Genomic DNA, 19613 nt, shown 5'->3' on the forward strand with positions numbered 1-19613 from the left:
AAAGAGAAGGTCCATTCGTCGTTTCGGACGTAATGACACGGGACCCGATCTTCAGGTTTTATGGACTGGTCCTTATTTGGGCTCACCTTTGTTGCGGAGGCTCAACCATGCCGGGAGATAGCCATACTTCAGCAACCTGGCCACCGCGCCCGCTGCCACCAGCACCGGGCTGTCGCTGCCATTGGAGCGTAAGTGTGCCGCTCTTGGTGATGGACGGTGGCAGTGCGAACTCGACCTCCTGCGGGTTCGCCTTTCGCAGGTTCAGCGGCCGCACCACGGTGCCGTTGGCGAGCACCTCCATGGGCAGCGCGTAGTTTTCGCCGGCGTAGGTGATGCGGACGGTGTACGCCGCGTCGGGGTTCAGGCCGGTGTAGCGCAGGCTCAGGGGTGTTTCGTACAGCGTCTCCGCATAGCTGAGCCAGGAGAGTCGCCAGCCGTTCTCCAGTGTGCGATCCGCGATACCGTTGATCGCGGTGCGATACATCTCGGGGTCTTGCGTCCAGGGTACGCCGCGGACAAGATGAGGCTCGTTTGCCGGGTCACCCAGGTCATCGTAGTACCCGCCCGGTGCTGGGGTTTGCCAGTGTGCAATGCGCTGCAGTCGCGCCTGCTTCGCCGCCTCGTCGGGCAGGGCTGACACGCTGTGCATCTCGCTCGTAAGCCAGGTGCGGTCATTCAACGGAGTGTCAATCCGGTCCAGGTTCGCTCCGCGCTCCCAGTTCGAGGCGCCGTAGCGTGGGATGCTTAGTTGAAGGCCGACCTCGTGGAAGAGTTTGCCGGCGAGCGCTTCCAGATGTGAATGAATTTCAGTCTCTTCGCTCCCCGGGTGGGTATGCTGCAAAGCCTGTGTAGCGGCCTGCATTCTCTGCTGCGCGGTTCCCGGAGCTGCAAGTGCTCTCAGCGCCGCTTGCTCGCTGCTGAGTTCGCGGTCACGCTTGATCTGCAGGTAGCGATCATAGGCGTCGCGGTACAACAGGCTGTGCCATCGCCAGTCGGCAATGCGCGGCTCTGGCAAGTTCGCAAACTGCTGGTGCGTGTTCTGAATGGTGCTGGCCGTGGCGAGGATCTGGGTCGACCAGTTCTGTTCCAGGCCCGCGATCGCGTCTGCGTATGCCTGCGACCTTTCGCCCGCGCCGAGGAAGTATCGTGCGTACTCCTGCAGCGTTGTGGACGGCGACGTGTTGCGATTCCAACCCAGCGCGGCCCAGACGATCTTGTTCACGTCGTCGTTCACGCCTTCGCTGTACAGCATGAAGCCCGAGTTGTCGGCGGCATAGCGGCGGTAAGTGGTGGTGAACGCCTCGGGTCGCGGGCAGATCGGTTCACGCCCCTCGGTAAGGGCAAAGATCGGGTCCCACTCCGGTACGGGGAACTGCGCGTGCATGGTATGAGCGATGTCGGGATAGAACTCGACCGGCAGATCCGCGGGAATTTTCGCGCGCTCTTCCGGCAGGCCTTCTCTGGACTGCGGACCAAAGAAAACGCCGTTGAGCCACGATGGTCGCTGCGCCACCAGATCGTAAAAATGCTGAAACCGTTCTGCGGTGAAGCCCTGCGCAGAGACCCAGATTGTTGCCTGCGGATGGTAGCGGTGCAGGATTGTGGACTCTTTCGCCAGCAGCGGAAACAGCACCTCGGGTGCGGTGTGGCCGGGATCGCCGCCGGGCACGTGCAGGCTGTCCACCAGCGGTAGGCGGCGCACGAGGCCCTCGAACTGCTTCAGCTCCGCGTCAACCTGCTTGGGGTCGGTGTAATCCTTCGCCATCTCCGGGTAGTACAGGTCGTAGCGCAGCCCGTACTTCTGGCTCAGAGCAGAAAGGCCGACCACGACATCCAGTGGCGGCGCGTGGAACAGCGGACTGGTCCGGTCGTCGTCTGAGATGGGAGCGATTACCTGAACCGTGTTCATGCCGAAGACAGCGAGGTCCCACATCTGCTGCTCAAACTGCGGTAATGTCCAGGCGTCGTATGTGTTGTTCTTCATCCGGTACCCGATCTGATATCCGCGCACCGGTTTGTCCGGGGCGGAGAAGAACGGAGCCGGGTGGGGCAGGGGATCGCCGTGTGCGTTCAGGTGTCGCAAGAGCCAACCAGCGCCGAAGAGCTCACCCCGGGCATCGTTAGCGGCGATCACCAGGACGCGGCCATCCTGAAGGGTCGCGACTGAGAAGCCTTCGGCAACCTGCTTGGCTGGTAAGTGTTGTCTGACCTGTCGCCACTCTGCATGCAACTGCCTGGGCAAAAGGTGGTCAACTTCCATATCCCGTGCGAGGACCACTGTTCTTTCCCTTAAGTGAACGGCGTTCCCTTGCACCCATTTGGAATGTGTCTGCTGAGCAGCTTCCATAGAAAACCGGAGCGCGACCACCTCTTCTACCGGGCGATTTCTGCTGCACACGACGTGCACAGTCTGCTGCGCAGGTGAAGAAAGCGGGGTCACAAGGATGGTGGAAAGCACGAAATACCGGAGCATTGATGTCTCTTCCTGATTGTCGACAATAATAATTAAAACTGTCGACATATTTTCCTTGATTTACCAACTTGCGAACAGTTACCTTGCGTTCACACATGAAATGACGCCGTTTCTCCAGAAGGAAGGAGATCAGGCGTGGCCAGACCGGCCCGCAGATTGCGCGCTTCATAGGAGATTAGTGTGCGAAACAGGAATGTCATTCAAATTGGGGCAGTGGCAACCATGCTGTCCTGCGTTGCGGCAGCATATGGACAGAGCAGCACGGGGTCTCTGTTTGGAACGGTAACTGACACTTCCGGAGCTGTGGTCCCCAACGCAACCGTCTCCGTTGTGAATGTCGACACAGGCGTGAGGACGGATGTGAAGACAAACGGCGAGGGACTCTACTCGCTGCGCTTTCTGCAGATCGGCCAATACCGGGTGATGGTGGAAGCGCCAGGTTTCAGGCCCTACGCCGTTGGACCGGTGACGGTTGAGACCAACCTGCCGCTGAAGGTGGACAGCACGCTGGCCATTGGGTCAGAGACTTCCGTGTCCGTGAACGCGGATGTGGTTCCGCTGCTGAACACGGAAAACGGCACCGTGCAGGCTGTGGTGGACGCGAAGACGATCGACAACGTGCCGATCAACGGCCGCAACTTTACGCAGCTGACGCAGTTCACGCCAGGCATCGCGCTGACCAACCAGAACCAATGGAACGGCGCGACTGGCAACCCGAACAATTCCGGTGTGCGCCAGCAGAGCGTGGCCACAGCGCCGTCCATCAACGGCAACCGCATGATCACGAACAACTACACGCTGGACGGCATCCAGTTCTTCGACTCCGGTGCCAACTTCTCGAACGCCTTCGGCCTGCCCGGCTACAACCCGAGCCCGGATGCGATTCAGCAGGTCACCGTGGTCAGCACAAATCCGGCAGCCGAGTTCGGCTTCGGCACCGGCGGACAGATTCTGACTGTGTTGAAGAGCGGCACCAACAGCTTCCACGGCAGCGCCTACGACTACCTGCAGAACTGGAACCAGGACGCGAACACCTGGGGTAACAAGCGCGTGGCGAATGTTGCGAGCTTCACGCCCAGGACACGCTACACTCAGCAGACCTTTGGCGGCACGCTGGGCGGCCCCATCTTCCGAGACAAGCTGTTCTTCTTCGCCGACTACGCCGGCTACCGGAAGCCGACTTCCGCGACGTCGCTGTACAGCGTGCTGCCGCAGGCGTTCCGCAATGGCGATTTCTCTGCGCTGCTAACGGCTGCAAACGGCAGCAAGCAGTTGTACGACTCGCAGAACGGCTATCGTGCCTTTGCAAACAACCAGCTACCGATCAATAACCCGGTGGCGAAGTACCTGTTTGCGCATCCGGAGCTTTACCCCTTGCCAAATCGCACATCACCTGCGGCGGATGGTGTGTACCAGAACTACACGGGCGCGGCGGTCAAGTCGCTGGACCGGAACGATCAGGGCGACATCAAGATCGACTACAGGATCTCTGACCGCGACAGCGTGTTCGCTCGCGCTTCGTTCAGCCAGGCTCGCTCCGGTGCTTCGAATCAGGGCGTCGGTTTCGCGTTGCCGCTGGTCTCAGAGTTCCCCTTCAGCAGCTATGCCGCGAGCTACACGCGCGTCTTCTCGCCGACGATCTTGAACGAGTTCCGCGGCGGCTTCACGCGCATCGCCTACAACAGCTATAACCAGGACTTTACGGGCGTGTTCGGCAACAACGGCGATGGCCTGGTGGGTATTAGCCTGCCATTTGCGCAAACCGCACCAGGCTTCACTGCGCAATCGTTCGTGCAGAACGCGTCTACGCCGCCTTCCACTTTGGGGACGGCTGCATCGGGTCGTCTTGCTCTAGATAACAATTACGAGTACGACGACACTCTCTCGATCCAGCGTGGACGGCACCAATTGCGCGCCGGCATCCAGGTGGTCTTCTACGAAAATAACTTCCAGGCGAATCCGGCGGGCGCGCTGGGTACATTCACCTACAACGGCCTGTACACCGGCAATCCCGCGGCGAAGTCACCCAACGGTTATGACCTGGCGGACTGGGTGCTTGGCTATGCGTCTGCTTCGTCGATCAGCGTGGGCGGTACCGGACGTCGCGGTGGGAGACAGATTCGGTCCGCTTACTTCTTCCAGGACGACTTCCGCGTGAACGACAAGCTCACGTTGAATCTCGGCCTGCGGTATGAGTACGACCAGCCCTTCCACGAGGTGCAGAACCGCATCGCCAAGATCGACATTGCGACCGGGCAGTTGCGGCTGGCGGGTGTGAACGGCAACAACCGCGCGCTCTATAACCCGTTTTACGGTCAGGTTGATCCGCGCTTTGGCTTCGCGTACCAGATCAACCCGCGCACAGTGGTTCGCGGTGGCTTTGCCAGCACGACGTTTATGGACTTCAACCAGTTCGTTAGCCACGCCACCAACCGACCGTTCGTGAACACCGCAACGGCAGCGGGCGTGACGCCCAGCGCGACTACGGGTGGTACGGTCATCAATCCTGCAAACGGCTTCGCCAACGTCGCGGCAGCGAGCACACCCACCAGCTACGCAACGTGGCGCGACGACCTACGGCCCGCATTTGTGCCGTCGTACGATCTGTCGTTGGAATACCAGCTGAGCAACACGCAGACACTGATGGCAGCGTACGTCGGCAACATCGGCAACCGCCTGTTGAACCTTCGCAACATCAACCAGCTGCACAATCCGGTGGTGGGCACCAGCACCGAGGTCGCGCCGTACTTCGCGCTTGCCGGACAGACGAACACGGTCACGCTGTTCGACCAAGAAGGTATGCAGAACTACAACGCGGGCGAGGTGATCTACCGTAAGCGCGCGAGCCGCGGCATCACTTTTACGCTGAACTACACGTTTGCCAAAAACCTGACCAACGCGCAGGGATACGCGGCGCCGTCGAACATCTCTGGCGGTAGCAACTACCCGCAGGACTCATACAATCTGCGTGCGGAGTACGGCCCGGCCGGCTTCGACATTCGGCAGAACCTTACGTCGACATTTGTCGCGGAGCTGCCGTTCGGTCGTGGTCGCGCGATCGGACGCAACATGAACCCCGTGCTGGATACTCTGGTTGGCGGCTGGAAGGTAGCGGGCAACGCAACGCTGTACACCGGGTTCCCGATCACGGTCCAGGCGAACAACGCCGCAAACACAAACCAAGCTACAGGTCGCGCCAATCACTACCGCAAGCTGGTGCGCCGCAATCCCAAGTTCCTGCCAGTGGTTCAGGCGACCACGGCAAGTGGGGCGGGCCAGTATGGATGGTGGGGCAACGATCCCTCTGCTACGCCGTGCACCACGCCCGGTGTTGACAACGGCATTTGCGCTTATGGCGTGCCGGCTGCCGGGACGTATGGCAACGCTGGGATCGGTACGGAGCGCAGCCCGGGGTTCCGCGGGATCGACGCTGCCGGATTTAAGAACTTCCACATCTGGCGCGAGAACAACTTGGTCTTCCGCGTGGATGCGTACAACGTGGGCAACATCGCGTCGTACAACAACCCTGGTCGCAGCGTAGCGACACCTTCCACTTTCGGGCTTGTGCAGAGCACGCGCTCGCAGCAGCGCCAAATCCAGTTCGCTCTGAAATACACGTTCTAAGTCTGCAGTTGGCTCCTCCATAGGTCGGCCTTTGGGCCGGCCTCCTTTTTTTGGGTTTCAGCGGGACCTGGCGCGGCTGCTTACTCTGGAGGTCGGAGCCGCACCAATCCGGAGCACTGGACGCGATAGCTGATGCGGCTCTTCCTCTGCGGCGTACTTGAGCGCTCACAGCTACTGGTTGAAGCGGGCAAAGCGAGAGGCGAGCAACGCCATGAGCAGACCCAACAGCAAATAGAGCCAACCAGTGTTGCCAAGTGCGTGCGCCATGCCGAGGCGCTTGGATAGGCCAGCTACATACAGCGGCGCCAAGCCTCCACCGATCCAGCCGAGGGAGTTCATCAGGCCCGCGGCAAAGCCTCGCTCCTCTTCGGAGACGGTGTCGTAAAGCGATGCCCAGATGTTCGAGTCGTAGATTCCTTTGGCCAGGCCGAAGCCGATCAGCGCAAAGATCACCAGCGATAACGCAGATGCGCCACCGAAGAGCAGCAGGAAGGGCGCACCGACAAACAGGCCGATAGCCTGTGTCCGCATGCGTCCGCCACGCCGCTTGCGTGACATGCGATCCGCGAGCACGCCGCCCAGCAGCACGCCCAAGATTGAGGCGACCTGCACGTAAATGGTCGACTGTAAACCGGCCGACGCAACGTTCAGGTGCCAACGCTGGTACAAGAACGTGGGCAGCCACGTTAGAAAGCAGGAAGCGACGAAGTTTGCGCCGATGAAGATGCAGACCAGCAGTTGCGCACGCTGGTTCTGCGCAAGTCGAAAAAGCTGCTTTTCGAGGTTGAGGGTCTCAGGCATGCGCTTAACCGTGTTGCGCATGTGCGGCTGTCGAAGATAAAGAGCAAGAATGACTGCCAGCACCAGCCCGCCCGCTCCAAAGAAGGCAAAGCTCTGGTGCCATCCGCTGCGCTCCGCGATCCATGCCGCGAGTCCGCCACCGGCTACCGTGCCCACATACACACCCGACTGGTGAAAGGCGAGCGCGCGGGAGCGAGTGTCTGGGCCGTGGTAGTCGGCGAGCAGCGAGAGTGCGGCGGGAAAGTAAAAGGCCTCGCCCAAGCCGCTTAGCGTTCGCAGAACGATGAGTGGAGTCAGGGTATGGACGAACGCTGTCGCTCCGGTGACAAGCGACCACAACGTTAGCGCGATGACGATGATCCACTTGCGGCTGAACCGGTCGCACAAGCGGCCGGCGATGGGCCCGGTCACGGCGTACATCCACATGAATGCGGAGCCGACAAAGCCAAGCTGGTAAGGGCCCAGATGTAGATCGCGCGACAGCAACGGAAAAACGGAAAAGATCGCCTGGCGATCTGCATAGTTGAAAAAGCAGACCCACCACAGCAGCGCTACCGCGACCCAGCGACCGTCTCTTTTTTCGGTCACGCCTTACATCCCGGTCCGTGCAACGGTCGCGGGGTCAATGCCGAGATCGAAAGCGGCACTGTGCTTCTGCATCAGCCGCTCGCGCGTGTAGGCGTCGTACTCCTCCAGGCGCTCTTGCAGGGAATGGCGGATGTGCGCGGCGAGCAGCCCCGCTGCGCGATCAGCGTCCTGCGCCAGCACAGCGTCCACAATTTCGCAGTGCTGTTTGTGGATGATCTCCAGCGCTTTTAGATCGTGGCCCTGCCGGCGAATCGAGAAGATGCGCACTAAGATGCGGGTGTCGTTCACAATCTTCTGCATCCGCGCATTCTGGGTTGAGAGCACAAGCAGAGCATGCAAGCGCAGATCCAGCATCATGAATGCGGCCTGCTCCTGGTCATCCAGTCGCTGCTTGCCGCTGGTGGCAAGAGTGTGGTGAATCTCCTCAAGCTGCTGCAGTATCTTCTTCAGATGTTCGACACTGGGGGCAGGCATACCGCGTTCCGCGGCCTTACGCACCGCGAACGTCTCCAGCGCCTCGCGCACCTCGTACAGGTCGACAATGTCTGTGCGTGACAGGTCGACGACGATCGAGCTGCGATTGGGCGACTGCTCGACAATGCCCTCGGCAACCAGTTGGCCGATGGCTTCACGCACCGGTGTCCTGCTCACGCGCAGATCCTGCGAGATCTGCAGCTCCGAGAGAACGGTGCCACGCGCAATCTTTCCAGAGATGATGCCTTGCTGAAGATGGGCATACACACGCTGGCGGGCGGAGACCTTTGGCTTCTGCTTGGGCTTGAGCTTTGTTGCAGGCATGGGACTATTTTGCTTCAAAAAATGGTTGGCTGCGCATCAATAACAGTTGTCGACAACCTGCCGACCAAAATACTATGAGAAGGCACTTCAGGACTGGAGCCCCGACGCACTTGCAAAGGCCGCCCTCTGCGCCAAACCCTTTCGCCTTCCGTATTTCAGGAGTTTGCGCGGCTCTCCTTGTGCCTCGAACGCCAGAGCACGCGGTCGACCTGGAGGCGACTTTGCGACTGCTCCAGTTTCTGCAGGCCCGTGGCATCCGGTCCTTCGCGCTGAATGGCGCGACCGGCGAGTACACGCGTTCCTCACAAGACGAAGTCGCGGAGCTGCTGCGCTGCGTGAAGTCAAATCTGGTTGCGGGGACCAGCCTTGTGCTTGGCGTCGGAGGTCCGGATACCCGGCGGGTCCAGGAGTTGATCGACCTGGGAGAAGACGCCGGCGTTGACGGTTACCTGGTTTCGGTTCCTTCCTTCTTTCCGCTGGAACAGCAGGACATCGTTTCGTTCGTAGATGCGCTACTCCTGCAGAAGCCGGCCTACCTTTACAACCTGCCTGCCTTCACGACGGCGATCACGCCAGAGACTTCAGTCGGTCTGGTTCGCAGCAACGAGCACATCATCGGGGTGAAAGATTCCAGTGGTACGCTCGACACCGTCCGGCTGCTCTCTCGTGAGGCGCCGGAGGCTTCCAGGATTATCGGAAACGACAGCGCGCTACACCCCGCATTAGGAGAGGGGGTGTGCGACGGTGTCGTCTCCGGTGTTGGCGGAGTTCTGCCCGAAATGATGCAGCGGCTGTACTCCGAGACGAGCCGCAATGCCATAAGCGACACCTCTCAACAACTGCTCCAAGTGCTGGCGGAATACATCGCGTGGCTCGGCAGGTTCCCGGTACCGTGGGGTTTGAAACTGACTGCGCAATACCGCGGGCTGTTCCGGGCTGAATTCCCGCTGCCGTTTTCCAGCGAGCGTCGCACCCATGCCGAGCAATTTTCAAAGTGGCTCGATGAACATCGCGAAAATCTACAGATCTCTTAGGACTCACTTTCATGAAGACATCGATCGTGTACCTGGTGACAAGTGGCGACCTGCGCGACAGCGCCAACCGCATCTGCTGGCCCGCGCAGCGCGACCTGGAAGCTGCGCTGACCAACTGCTTGAGCAAGCGAGGCGTGACGCTGAAGCGTGCGGTTCCTGTGGACGAGGCTCGCGGGCACGGGTTCGTCAGCTCGCAGCGCGAAGGCATGGACATCTTTCTTCAGATCCCGCCGGAGGCGCCGCTCATCTTCGCAACGGCTGCGTGGCAATATACCCACCATGTGCTTCCGGGTCTGCGATCGCACAAGGGATCGATCCTTACGGTCGCGAACTGGTCAGGGCAGTGGCCGGGCTTAGTCGGTTTGCTGAACCTGAATGGATCGCTGGTGAAGGCGGGCGTGCCGTTCTCCAGCCTGTGGAGCGAAAAGTTCGACGACGAGTTCTTTTTGCGCGGTCTGGATGAGTGGCTTGCAACGGGCGAGATCACGCACGACCTGTCGCAGGTCCGCAGCTTCGATCCCGCTGGCGTACAGCTAGAGGTGAAGAAGGTCGCACAGACGCTCGCGGACGACGTGCTGCGCCGGAAGGCGATCCTTGGTGTCTTCGACGAAGGCTGCATGGGTATGTACAACGCCATCTTGGATGACGAACTGCTGAATCCGATGGGCTTGTACAAAGAGCGGCTCAGCCAGTCGGCGCTGCTTGCGGCGATGCAGCATGTGTCACAGAAGGAGGCGGACGGTGTGTATGCCTGGTTGCGCAATGCCGGCGTGACCTTTCACTTCGGTGACGATGCCGCCCAGCACTTGACCCCGGAGCAGGTGCTGAACCAGTGTCGGATGTACATCGCCGCGGTACGCATCGCGGACGAATTCCACTGCGACGCGATCGGCATTCAATACCAGCAGGGCCTGAAGGACATGGCCTCTGCCTCGGACCTTCCCGAAGGCTTGCTGAACAATCCGGAGCGTCCTCCGGTCTACTCGCCCGACGGTCGCGAGCTGTACGCGGGCAAGGCGCTGCCGCACTTCAACGAGGTGGACGAGTGCGCGGGCGTGGACGCCCTGCTGACAAATCGCGTCTGGGAAAGGCTTGGCCTGGATCCTTCGACCACGCTGCACGACCTTCGTTGGGGAGAGCTTTACCCTCGAAATTCAGCGATTCCAGAGGACTTTGTGTGGCTGCTGCAGATCTCCGGTGCGGCGCCGGCTTCGCACTTTGTGGGCGGCTACTCCGGCGCTTCCAGCATGCGTCAGCCTGCGATGTATTTTCCGCAAGGCGGTGGTTCGCTGCGTGGCGTTAGCAGGCCGGGCGAGATTGTGTGGAGCCGCGTGTTCCAGGAAGGCGGTCGGCTCCACATGGACATCGGTCGCGGCTCTATTCTTGAACTGCCGGATGCGGAGACGCAGCGGCGCTGGAACAATGTCACCTACGAGTGGCCGATCGTTCACGCGAAGCTGCACGGCATGACGCGCGATCGGTTGATGGCGCGGCATCGTGCAAACCACATGAACATTGCGTACGCTCCGACAGCGCAAGAGGCAGACCACGCGCTCGCGTGCAAGGCCGCGCTGTTTGAACAGCTCGGCGGTAAAGTACACCTGTGTGGGCGGGTACAGCTATAGGTGATACTCATTCATGGGTGCGCTGGAGCTCTTCTCGAAGAGCGCTTGGTCGACGATTCATCGGTTTAGGCTGCCGCCCTGAAGGGGTCGTGTGCCATAGTTCCTTCTCTCAGTGCAGCAATTCGAAGACCGAGTGCGGTTTAGGGGAGCGGTGCCCCGATGTGACTGGATCTCACAAATCCGACGGGTGATGCCACGGCTGACAGGTCGACCTGGGAGCAAAGGCAGCACGAGGTCCAGCCCCTTCGCATAGATCCGTCGCGAGTGCAACGAAGATCACGGAATCCAGGACCACCTTGGAACTGCGCCGGAGTCAGTGTCGGCATTTTCGGCTATCCGAGAGATCTAACCGTTCCAAGGCTTCCAGGTGTTTTCAGAAGACGAAAGCGATAAGTCGAAACGCCGTGCATTGCCCGGATCGAGCTGCATAGCCAGAGCAAGCCAGCGCGAGCGCTGGGTAAGTCGCCATTTGAGATTGGGGCGCGGCCCTCCCGCAGGCGGCTCTGAATGCGGGGCGGGAGTAGCAGTAGAGCCGGCTGGGCGTGAGGGGTGCCGGCGAGGGACGCCGTTGCCACGATGCAGGCAGCGAAGCGGAGGGAGCGGCAGGTGTTCCTCGGTTCTGAGGCGGAGCTGGCGCGAGGTCCTGGAGTCAGTCTGCGGAGCGTTCGCTGGAGGCGCGCACGTGAGTGCCAGCCGCGGGCAGTTCTTGCTGATGTCTTCGTGATTGCGCAAGACCTTGGAGATGGTGACCGCTGAAAGGCCCAGGTCTTTTGCGATTTCCTTAAGGTGACTGCCATTGCTTGTGCCTGTACTGGCTTGTTTGGAGGCTGGCTATCCCGATCGGTAGAAGGTGCACGCTTGCTTTCAGATGTACATGCTCAAGGACGCGCCGTGGAGGCCGGCTAGTGCAACTAATAGATCTTCCGCATGGGTTGAGACTTCGGGGTCAGGTCACTGCCCTCGTTTACCTCTGGAACCTTGTCATCAGGCTCTCCCTCTCGAGGACCTTGGGATCGCTGGCATCCAAGGCGGTCTTGGCTTCCATGGTGAAGCTGTCCTCAGCTTTCAGGATCATGCAGAGGTGAGTGCCAAGCAGGTAGATCTGTATGTCCGTAACGCCGGCTTTGCGGACGCTGCTTGATCTAGGGCCAAACGTTCTGGTGCAGGTGTAAGTACTCGCGACGAGGGTCGGGTCGGGCCGCAGGTCAAGGTAGAGGCAGAAGCGCTGAATGGAACTCCCGGGTTGCGAGACGCGCCAGGCCCCTATCGTAGAGCAGAAAATACCGGAGTACGCGTTGTCTGTAACGTTGACGCGGTGGTACGCTGCCGCCCAAGGAAGTTGCCTGAGGAGAGGCCATGCGGTGCGGTCGCTCGAAGAGCCGATTCCGGATGCTGTGCTGGCCGGGGTTCGCGCCCATCCTGTCGCCGGTGGCGAATGTAGTGTGGCCGTCCGGCTTGCCTGAGAACCAGGACTTGCCGCAGAGCCGTCAGGAAGCTGCCTATGTTTCGCATTGATGCGCACCATCACCTGTGGCACTACGACGCCGACGAGTACGCGTGGATTACGGATGACCTTGCTCCGTTGCGGCGCGACTTTGTGGCTGCGGACCTGATCGCGACACTGGCGGATGCAGGTCTGCAAGGTGCGATCACGGTACAGGCGCGGCAAAACGTAAAGGAGACAGAATGGCTACTGCAGGTTGCGGCCGTGACGCCGCCGGTGCTTGGAGTCGTAGGCTGGCTGCCGTTGCGGGATCCGGCACTGCCTGAGCTGCTGGAGCGGTTCTCACAAGTTGCACTGCTCAAGGGCTTGCGGCACGTGGTGCAGGCCGAGCCCGCTGGCTTTATGGACGACGCGGCCTTTCGTGAAGGGCTGGCGCATGTCGCAGCCGCCGGGCTCACGTACGACCTCCTGATTGTGGAACAGCAACTGGAAGAGGCGACGCGTCTGGTCGACGCATTTCCGCAGATCTCGTTTGTGCTGGATCACATTGCTAAGCCGCGCATGGGCGATGGCGATATGACTGAGTGGTCGCGGGGCATTGTGGAACTTGCACGACGTCCGAATACGGTTTGTAAGGTGTCTGGCATTGTCACGGAGGCGAGCAGTGGCGCCTGGTCCGCTAAATCGTTGCGTCCGTATTACGAGGTGGTGCTGGACGCATTCACGCCGAAGCGCCTGCTATTTGGCAGCGACTGGCCGGTGGTGCTGGCGCGGTGCAGCTACGTGGATTGGTTCCGGATCGTGCAGGGTTGGACCGCCGACCTATCTGCGATGGAGCAAGCGGCGATCTTCGGCGAGAACGCTGTGCGCGTGTACGGCGTTGCCAAGCGTGAGGCAGCGACGCAACAGGGAGAAAGGGCGTGAAAGCGGTGGCACTGTTGGCACCCGGGCAGGCGACTGTGACGGAGGTGCCAGAGCCCGAGCGCCGCGAAGGGGATCTGCTGCTGCGGGTGGAGATGGTTGGTTTGTGCGGGACCGATCTGAATAGCTTTCGCGGTCGCAATCCCATGGTCAGCTTTCCGCGTGTGATCGGGCATGAGATTGCCGCGACGGTGCTGGAAGGGAACGCTGAAGTGCCTTCCGGCACCAGAGTCACGGTCTTGCCGTATACCGCCTGTGGCACGTGTGCGGCCTGCCGGGCGGGGCGGTTCAACGCGTGCCAGGTCAACCAGACCTTAGGTGTGCAGCGCGACGGTGGGATGACGGAGCTGCTGAGTGTGCCGGCAGATAAGGTCTACCCGTCCGATCTGTCGCTCCAGGAGCTTTGCTTAGTGGAGCCGCTTACAGTTGGTATGCACGCGGTTTCGCGAGCGCGGGTTCAGGCCGGGGAGGCCGTTGCGGTGTACGGTTGCGGCGGCGTTGGACTGGGTGCGATTGCGGGCGCAGCGTTTTGCGGAGCGACGATCATTGCGATCGACGTCGATGACGAGAAGCTGGCGATTGCGGCCGCGGCTGGAGCGAAGCACTGCATCCACTCCCGCCGCGAGTCCGTGCACGACCGGCTGCAGGAGATCACGGGCGGTGAGGGTCCCGCCGTTGTGATCGAAGCGATCGGCCTGCCCGAGACGTTTCGTGCCGCTGTGGAGGAGGTCTCCTTCGCCGGACGGGTGGCCTACATTGGCTACGCGAAGGAGCCCGTGAGTTATGAGACCAAGCTGTTTGTGCAGAAGGAACTCGACATCCTGGGTTCTCGCAACGCCCTGCCAGCCGATTTCAGGGAAGTGATTGCGCTGCTGCGGAGAGGGGTGTTCCCGACAGAACGAGCCATCTCCGCAGTGGTTTCGATTGACGAAGCTCCTGCGATGCTGGCACGCTGGTCGGACGATCCAGCCAGCTTTACCAAGATTGTGGTCCGGATTCGGTAGTCCCAGGAGCACGCATGATTGCCTCGACATCGACACGCCCGCAACGCGCGGGAGCGGTGCTCCTGCCCCAGGGAACTGCGGGCATCTTCTCGCTGGTTGCCGGCCTGTTCTTCTTGTGGGGCATTCCCAACAACCTGAATGATGTGCTGATCCGGCAGTTCATGAAGTCGTTCGCGATTACGCGATTCGAAGCTGGGCTGGTGCAGTCCGCTTTCTACCTTGGATACTTCTTGCTGGCCTTGCCCGCCGGGTTGCTGATGGCCAAGAAGGGCTACAAGGCGGGATTTCTGACAGGTTTGCTGCTGTTCAGCACGGGCTGCTTTCTGTTCTGGCCGGCGGCACACTCGGGGCATTATCTGGCATTTCTGATTGCATTGTTCGTGGTGGCCAGCGGTCTCGCATTTCTGGAGACTGCGGCCAATCCCTTCGTTGCGCAACTGGGGCCGACCGACAGCTCTGAAGCCAGACTTAATCTGGCGCAGGCGTTCAATCCCATCGGTTCAATTGCCGGCGTGCTGCTAGGCGTTCGCTTCATCTTTTCTGGCGTGGAGCTAACGCCTGCCCAGGTGAGCAGCATGAGGGCAGCGGGCACGTACACCAACTACCTGCACGCGGAGACGTTTCGCGTGGTCGTTCCGTACCTGGTGTTGGGTGGCCTGGCCCTGCTGTGGGCGGTGATGATTGCGCTTACTAGATTTCCCGCGTTCATCCATCAGCGCGAACACGTGGCTGAGGTGGAGACCGACTGGAAGGCGCTGTTTCGCAAGAAGCACTTTGTGTTCGCGCTCTTTGCGCAGTTTATGTACGTGGCAGCGCAGGTTGGCACGTGGAGCTTCTTCATTCAATACGCGCAGCAATACGGGCACACGGACGAGCGGACGGCGGGCTTCTTTCTTACCGGTACGCTTGCGGCGTTCGGTGCTGGCCGGTTCTTGTCGTCGTTGCTGATGCGGCGGGTGCGTGCGGATCGCGTGATGGTCTGGTACGCGGCGATGAACATTGTGCTGCTTGCCGTGGGCATCACCATGCCCGGTTGGGCGGGGCTAATCGCGGTGCTGCTGACCAGCTTCTTTATGTCGATCATGTTTCCCACGATCTTTGCGCTGGGATTGAAGGACCTGGGCGGCAACACGAACCTGGGTGGCTCGTTCCTGGTGATGACGATCATTGGTGGAGCGGTCGGCACACCGTTGATGGGTCGTTTGGGAGAACACAGCACCGCTCTGTCGTATCTGATCCCACTGCTTGGGTATGTGGTGGTGGCAGCCTACGCGTTGTACATGCGGCGTTACACCTCGACGCGATTGCAGGTTTCTAACTTCGACATCTAAGCGCGGGTGTGCGCCGCAAGCGGTCGCATCCGCTTTCGCCTGATCCGCGCCTTCGCGTCAGCCACGGCACATGCTCCGCGTGTACCATGCAGTCATCGTTAACGTAGCTGACGACTGTACAGCGTGAGGTTGGTCAAGGACCGGACTCGAGGCATACCGGCTGTTCGCTCGGCTTATGTGAGTGAGCTACTGCGGGAGGGTGAGGCATCTTCGACACAACCGCGCTCCGCTGGACTCGGGCAGTTCGAAAGTTGAGGTTAAGCGTAACGGGCGCTCTGGTATCGCAGATGAAATGGACTGTATTCTGTTTGCCAGCTGGCTCGTCTTGTCGGCGTTTCCGTGGATCACTCGTGAAGCAAGTTCGATGGGCTGCGGAGTCGTTCCTCTATCGCCCCGATAGCACACACCAACGTATCGAGAGCCTTGTGTGATCTCACCCGTTCGATCTGAGCAAACCTCCGTTCGCGGCACCAGTCGCCCGATCGTCATCGTGGGTGCGGGCAGCATTGTGAATGATGCGCATCTGCCGGCGTATCGCGCCACGGGTTTGGAAGTGATCGCCATCGCGGACATGGACCAACGCCGTGCCGAGCGGGTTGCTGCCCAGTTCGGAATCCCGCGGAGCTTTGGCAGCGTGGAGGAAGCGGTGCAGAACGCGCCGCGCGATTGCGTGTTCGACGTCGCAGTCCCGGCACCTGCATTAGTACGCGTGCTTTCGGTCTTGCCTGAGGGGTCGGCCGTGCTGATGCAGAAGCCCATGGGCGAAACGCTCGAGGAAGCACGAACGATTGTGGAGCTGTGCCGGGCGCGCAGGTTTACAGCGGCCGTGAACTTTCAACTTCGCTTTGCTCCGAACATGGCAAAGGCACTTGCTCTGCGCGCTGTGGGAGACCTTGGTCAACTGCACGACTTTCAGGTGGACGTGAGCTGCCACATGCCGTGGGAGACGTGGAGTTTTCTGGCCAAAGCACCGCGGCTCGAGATTCTGTACCACTCGATTCACTACCTGGATCTGGCGCGCGCCTGGATGGGTGAACCCGCAGCCGTTCAGGCGCGCACGGTGCGGAGTCCTGTGACGCCGGATCTGAGCGCAACCAAGAGTTCGATCGTGTTGGATTACGGTGACTGGACCCGGGCGCTGATCGCAACCAACCACAGCAATGGGTTCGGAATGGGTAACCAGCGGTCGTTTGTGCAGGTGGAGGGCACGCTGGGCGCGGTGCATGCGCAGATGGGTGTCAATCTGGACTATCCACGTGGTCTGCCAGATACGCTGGATGTAAGCCTGGGCCAAGCCGGGTGGCAACCGGTGCCCCTGGGTGGCAACTGGTTCCCGGAGGCATTCGCCGGCTCGATGAACTCGCTGCAGAACTTTCTTGCTTCCACAACGGATGTGCTGCCCACACGTGTCGACGATGCCTTTCGCACGATGGCACTTGTTGAGGCTTGTTATGAATCGAGCAGGACCGGGCGGGCGATTGCACCGAACGATCTGCTGCTGCCCCACGAACTAGAGAGGTACGACGCGCAATGATCGGGAACGAAGAGAACTCTGGTGTGCTTACAGGGAAAACTGCGCTGGTTACGGGCGCAGGCAGCGGCATTGGCGCGGCCATTGCGACGGCACTCGCGGGCGCCGGTGCAGAAGTTGTGCTTGCAGATATTCGACTGCAAGCTGCGGAGGCTGTGGCGAAGGACCTGCCTGGTGCGCGAGCGCTGGAGCTGGATGTGTGTGACGCGAAGGCGATCGAAGCCGCTGCCGCGAAGTTCGATACGCTCGACATCCTGGTGAACAACGCGGGAATCGGATTGGTTGGAGATATTGCGGCGACCGAGCAGGAGGACTTTGCTCGTGTCATGCACGTGAACGTGGATTCCGTGTTCCTGGTGACGAAGGCCTTTCTGCCGCACTTGATGAAACGTCGCGGGTCGATCGTCAACATCGCTTCTGTCGCAGGATTGGTGGGCATTCGTCAGCGCTTTGCTTACTGTGCTTCCAAGGGAGCGGTGGTGGCCATGTCCCGCCAGCTCGCGGTGGAGTATCCTCAGCAGCTTCGGGTGAACTGTGTGTGTCCGGGCACGATCGATTCGCCGTTCGTCGCCGGCTTTCTGGAGAAGTATCACGCAGGTCAAGAAGAAGAAGTGCGCGAGCAACTGCGGGTGCGACAGCCCGTGGGCAGGCTTGGGAGGCCGGATGAAGTTGCTTCTTTGGTGCTGTACCTGTGCTCGCCGGCTGCCGACTTCATGCACGGCAGCGTGATCACCCTGGACGGAGGGTGGACCGCGGCATGAGCACTCCTACACTGGCTGAATTGCAATTAACGCGCGATGTGACGATCCGGGATGTTCAGGTCGTCGATGTGCGGTTTCCCACGTCGCTGTTCCGCATCGGCTCCGATGCGGTGAATACCGACCCCGACTACTCGGCCGCTTACATCACCCTTGTCACCGATACGGAGGAGCAGGGGTATGGTCTGACCTTCACTCTTGGTCGCGGGACAGAGGTGTGCGTGCTGGCGATTCAGTTCCTTGCCGGATTTGTGCGAGGACGGAAGCTGAGCGCTATCGTTAGTGACTTCGGTGTGTTTGTGCGGGAGTTGGTGCGCGATACCCAGTTTCGCTGGCTCGGACCGGAAAAGGGTGTGGTTCACTTGGCGGCGGCCGCGCTGATCAATGCTGTGTGGGATCTGTATGCACGTGTTGCTGGCAAGCCTGTGTGGCAGCTGCTGGCGGAGATGCCTAGCGAACACCTGGTGCGCCTGATGGACTTTTCGTACATCACTGACGCGCTAACGCCGGCGGAGGCGTACGAGATCCTTCAGGCGGGCCAAGTTGGCCTAGCGGAGCGCCTTGCAGAACTGAAGCGCACGGGTGTGCCAGCGTACACGACGTCGCCCGGCTGGATTGGCCTGAGGGACGATGAGGTGCGCACCTTGTGCACTCAGGCGGCCGCGCAAGGGTTCCGCCACGTGAAGATGAAGGTGGGCGGCGCGCACGAAGAAGACATGCGGCGTGCCGCGCTGATTCGTTCCACCCTGCCCCCGTATATGCGCCTGATGATGGATGCCAACCAGCGATGGGACGTGGGTGAGGCGATCGAACGCACCCGCGCCTTGAGCGTCTTCGATCCATGGTGGATGGAAGAGCCGACGAGTCCGGATGACATCCTGGGGCATGCGGCGATCCGCCGCGAGACCGGAGTGCGTATCGCGACAGGCGAGCATTGTCAAAATCGCGTGATCTTCAAACAACTGCTGCAGGCGGGGGCTACCGATGTGGTCCAAATTGACAGCTGCCGTCTCGCGGGCGTGAACGAAAATGTGACGGTGCTTTTGCTGGCTGCGAAGTTTGGCGTGCCTGTGTGTGCGCATGCGGGTGGCGTCGGCCTGTGCGAGTATGTGCAACACCTGGCGGCTTTCGATTACCTGCGGGTTGCATGCACGTTCGAGAACCGGGTGACGGAATTTGTCGACCACCTCCACGAGCATTTCACCGACCCTGTGGAGATGGTGAACGGTCACTATCGCCTGCCGATCGCGCCGGGATATAGCGCACAGATGTGGGACGCATCGGTCGCGGAGTTCCAGTTTCCGCACGGCCGAGCATGGGCCGATCACGAATCGGTATGACCGCTGGCCGGACGGACGAAGAGAGTGTGCTGTGACCACTGGGCAAGGTAGCCACCGCTTGGGTAGCTTGAACCTTGGCGAGCTCATCTGCGGTTGCTGTGATGCCGGGCGAGAGCGGAGAGGGTAGATCACCCCGGCAACGTCGCAGTAGCACCTTGCACTGACAAGAAGGCTACAACGGTCTGGCATGGTCAACTGCGAGCTCGTTCAGACTTGGTACGGGTCTGAGCGCCGCAATGTGCCTCGGTTTGCAATCTGATTCGCGTTCCTGTAACACAGACTGAACACCGCAAAACTTAGCAGACAATCAGGACCCGTATGGAGTTCTTTGCCTCTGTCCC

General features: G+C 60.6%; 13 protein-coding genes. 10 read left to right on the forward strand and 3 right to left on the reverse strand.

Annotated features, from left to right (window positions below; all coding sequences use genetic code 11):
* Positions 1–82: 82 nt before the first annotated feature.
* Positions 83–2011 (reverse strand): hypothetical protein, encoded by a 1929-nt coding sequence (locus tag OHL12_RS03760; protein WP_263412494.1) that lies wholly within the window; start codon positions 2009–2011, stop codon positions 83–85.
* Between the two features lie 33 nt (positions 2012–2044).
* Between OHL12_RS03760 and OHL12_RS03765 the strand changes: the two genes are divergently transcribed.
* Together OHL12_RS03765 and OHL12_RS03770 are read left to right on the forward strand one after the other, a co-directional pair.
* On the forward strand, positions 2045–2167 hold the full coding sequence (locus tag OHL12_RS03765; protein WP_263412495.1) for a hypothetical protein: 123 nt from the start codon (positions 2045–2047) through the stop codon (positions 2165–2167).
* 486 nt (positions 2168–2653) lie between these two features.
* Positions 2654–6097: a TonB-dependent receptor gene (locus OHL12_RS03770; protein WP_263412496.1), complete on the forward strand. Its 3444-nt coding sequence runs from the start codon at positions 2654–2656 to the stop codon at positions 6095–6097.
* A 171-nt stretch (positions 6098–6268) separates the two neighbouring features.
* On the opposite strand, the gene OHL12_RS03775 is transcribed toward OHL12_RS03770, so the two are convergent.
* On the reverse strand, positions 6269–7486 hold the full coding sequence (locus OHL12_RS03775; RefSeq protein ID WP_263412497.1) for an MFS transporter: 1218 nt from the start codon (positions 7484–7486) through the stop codon (positions 6269–6271).
* A gap of 3 nt (positions 7487–7489) precedes the next feature.
* Entirely contained in the window at positions 7490–8284 is a 795-nt protein-coding gene (locus tag OHL12_RS03780; protein WP_263412498.1) for a GntR family transcriptional regulator, read from the reverse strand.
* Between the two features lie 74 nt (positions 8285–8358).
* On the opposite strand from OHL12_RS03780, the gene OHL12_RS03785 reads away from it, so the two are divergent.
* The 8 genes from OHL12_RS03785 (at position 8359) to OHL12_RS03820 (ending at position 19272) form a co-directional block, all read left to right on the forward strand.
* Entirely contained in the window at positions 8359–9318 is a 960-nt protein-coding gene (locus OHL12_RS03785; RefSeq protein ID WP_263415068.1) for a dihydrodipicolinate synthase family protein, read from the forward strand.
* A gap of 11 nt (positions 9319–9329) precedes the next feature.
* Positions 9330–10943, forward strand: a complete 1614-nt coding sequence (locus OHL12_RS03790; RefSeq protein ID WP_263412499.1) for a fucose isomerase — start codon at positions 9330–9332, stop codon at positions 10941–10943.
* A 1501-nt stretch (positions 10944–12444) separates the two neighbouring features.
* Positions 12445–13311 carry an amidohydrolase family protein gene (locus OHL12_RS03795; protein WP_263412500.1) on the forward strand — a complete coding sequence of 289 codons (867 nt, stop codon included), beginning with the start codon at positions 12445–12447 and terminating at the stop codon, positions 13309–13311.
* Positions 13308–14312: a zinc-binding alcohol dehydrogenase family protein gene (locus tag OHL12_RS03800; protein WP_263412501.1), complete on the forward strand. Its 1005-nt coding sequence runs from the start codon at positions 13308–13310 to the stop codon at positions 14310–14312. Before OHL12_RS03795 ends, OHL12_RS03800 begins: the two co-directional genes overlap by 4 nt.
* Positions 14313–14326: 14 nt before the next feature.
* Complete coding sequence (gene fucP, locus OHL12_RS03805; RefSeq protein WP_263412502.1) at positions 14327–15643, forward strand: L-fucose:H+ symporter permease; 1317 nt, start codon at positions 14327–14329, stop codon at positions 15641–15643.
* A 427-nt stretch (positions 15644–16070) separates the two neighbouring features.
* Positions 16071–17177: a Gfo/Idh/MocA family protein gene (locus OHL12_RS03810; RefSeq protein WP_263412503.1), complete on the forward strand. Its 1107-nt coding sequence runs from the start codon at positions 16071–16073 to the stop codon at positions 17175–17177.
* Positions 17174–17935 carry an SDR family NAD(P)-dependent oxidoreductase gene (locus tag OHL12_RS03815; RefSeq protein ID WP_263412504.1) on the forward strand — a complete coding sequence of 254 codons (762 nt, stop codon included), beginning with the start codon at positions 17174–17176 and terminating at the stop codon, positions 17933–17935. Before OHL12_RS03810 ends, OHL12_RS03815 begins: the two co-directional genes overlap by 4 nt.
* Positions 17932–19272: an enolase C-terminal domain-like protein gene (locus tag OHL12_RS03820; RefSeq protein WP_263412505.1), complete on the forward strand. Its 1341-nt coding sequence runs from the start codon at positions 17932–17934 to the stop codon at positions 19270–19272. Before OHL12_RS03815 ends, OHL12_RS03820 begins: the two co-directional genes overlap by 4 nt.
* Positions 19273–19613 lie beyond the last annotated feature (341 nt).

The organism is Terriglobus aquaticus (genome assembly GCF_025685415.1).
GTDB classification, from domain to species: Bacteria; Acidobacteriota; Terriglobia; order Terriglobales; family Acidobacteriaceae; genus Terriglobus; species Terriglobus aquaticus.

Bases quoted from the DNA above. Each gene is read 5' to 3' on its own strand.
- OHL12_RS03780 (WP_263412498.1), bottom strand. From the start codon at position 8,284: ATGCCTGCAACAAAGCTCAAGCCCAAGCAGAAGCCAAAGGTCTCCGCC.
- fucP (WP_263412502.1), top strand. From the start codon at position 14,327: ATGATTGCCTCGACATCGACACGCCCGCAACGCGCGGGAGCGGTGCTC.
- OHL12_RS03790 (WP_263412499.1), top strand. From the start codon at position 9,330: ATGAAGACATCGATCGTGTACCTGGTGACAAGTGGCGACCTGCGCGAC.
- OHL12_RS03795 (WP_263412500.1), top strand. From the start codon at position 12,445: ATGTTTCGCATTGATGCGCACCATCACCTGTGGCACTACGACGCCGAC.
- OHL12_RS03815 (WP_263412504.1), top strand. From the start codon at position 17,174: ATGATCGGGAACGAAGAGAACTCTGGTGTGCTTACAGGGAAAACTGCG.
- OHL12_RS03785 (WP_263415068.1), top strand. From the start codon at position 8,359: ATGAGAAGGCACTTCAGGACTGGAGCCCCGACGCACTTGCAAAGGCCG.
- OHL12_RS03820 (WP_263412505.1), top strand. From the start codon at position 17,932: ATGAGCACTCCTACACTGGCTGAATTGCAATTAACGCGCGATGTGACG.